This window comes from Desulfovibrio cuneatus DSM 11391 (assembly GCF_000430005.1).
Lineage (GTDB): Bacteria > Desulfobacterota > Desulfovibrionia > Desulfovibrionales > Desulfovibrionaceae > Frigididesulfovibrio > Frigididesulfovibrio cuneatus.
In genome coordinates this window covers 1-1,360 of sequence record NZ_AUCY01000076.1, presented here as the reverse complement: position 1 = coordinate 1,360, position 1,360 = coordinate 1, and the positions used below count along the sequence as shown (strand labels likewise).

The following is a 1,360-nucleotide window of genomic DNA, read 5'->3' as shown; positions in this document are numbered from 1 at the left end:
GAGGCAGCCGCCTTTAGGCGGTTCAAGCGTTTCTAACCGCTTTGAGCGGTTCACAGCATTTCAAGCCCCCGGCTTTGCCGGGGGTACATGACTCTAAAGATCCAAAATACGACGAGAAACTTCGTAAACAATATAAGACTATTGTAAAAAGGAAACCAAAATGAAGATATCCTATGCTGTACTCTTCATAGTGTGTCTAGTGGGAATGGCAAGTGCAGCCCAAGCAAAAAAGAATACGGAGGTATATGAAAATTTTCCATTTTGCTATTCGTTTGAGTATGACACCACTAATGTTAAGCGTACTGGCCGTGACGAGCAGGATTCAGCCGGCCCCAATCACGGTATGGCTTTATTCTTAAAAAATGAACAAATCAATGTTTGGGGAGAATCCCGCTATGTGCTCGATGACAACGTCCCCAACGATTTTGCTGATGATGTGCTTTTTTTACAAGAAGTGGCATCTTGCAAGAAAGTCCCTATTGCGGGGATGTTCTCGTTTTACTACGTGTGCCCTGATGCCGTTCGGGCAATGGCAAGACATCCTGAAGGTAGCACAAGTAATATGATTTATTACGCCGAGTATTCCTATACTGGCAAACCAAAACAGATAAAGCTCTACGAGCAAATTCTTAAAACATTTAAGAATATTCCAGAATCGGAGCCTGTATTGTATGTTGCTCCCCCAGCAGTACAATGATGTGCCACAATGGAAAGGTTGCCACCAAGCAGCAGGCAGAGCAGAAAGTGCAGAATTATGTCACTGGTTTCATGGATAAGGCACGTATTGTCATGAAGCGAAATGAAAAATAACAACAGGTGCCGTAAGTAAAAGAGTATGAGGGCAGCCGATTCTTCACGGCTGCCCTCATACTCTTAAAGTTCAATATCTTGGAGGACGCACTTCTTTCCATCGGCCCTTTAGATTTTTCTTTAAGACAGGCCTTACCAATTCAAACGTCGGAATTCCCGGCTCTATCCCCTTAAAGACAATATCGCCCTGTAAACGATATGGACCGCGTCTGCCGTCACCTTGGTAATTAGGGGAATCAGGGCAAAATGTTCCCATAAAATCCGCTCCTGTACCATAAAACATTTTTTTATCTAATACATACCGTTTGCCCTTTGTATCCGTAAAATACATTTGAAAATTCGGATTTCTCACACATTCCACCGTGCCCTCTAGGGTTTGGTAGGGCAATACCCGTGTATTGCAGGGAATACCGGGGCGAGTGTCAAGCCGAATAGCGCTGGGCCGTAGCCAATCGATGCGAGGAACACCATTTTTTTCTTTTTCCAGTATTTTTTCAGGCGTAATGATGAATTGCCTGCCAAGGTTTTTTTCCCATGCGTTGGCATCATA

At 44.0% G+C, this 1,360-nt stretch carries 2 protein-coding genes; one reads left to right on the top strand and one right to left on the bottom strand.

What is annotated here, in order from left to right:
- Positions 1-160 precede the first annotated feature (160 nt).
- Positions 161-697, top strand: coding sequence for a hypothetical protein (locus tag G497_RS0112540; RefSeq protein WP_027188392.1), 537 nt, complete (start codon positions 161-163; stop codon positions 695-697).
- Positions 698-880: 183 nt separating this feature from the next.
- Here G497_RS0112540 and G497_RS20405 read toward each other — a convergent pair.
- A partial coding sequence (locus G497_RS20405) for a hypothetical protein (protein ID WP_034637935.1) occupies positions 881-1,360 on the bottom strand: 480 nt, incomplete at its 5' end.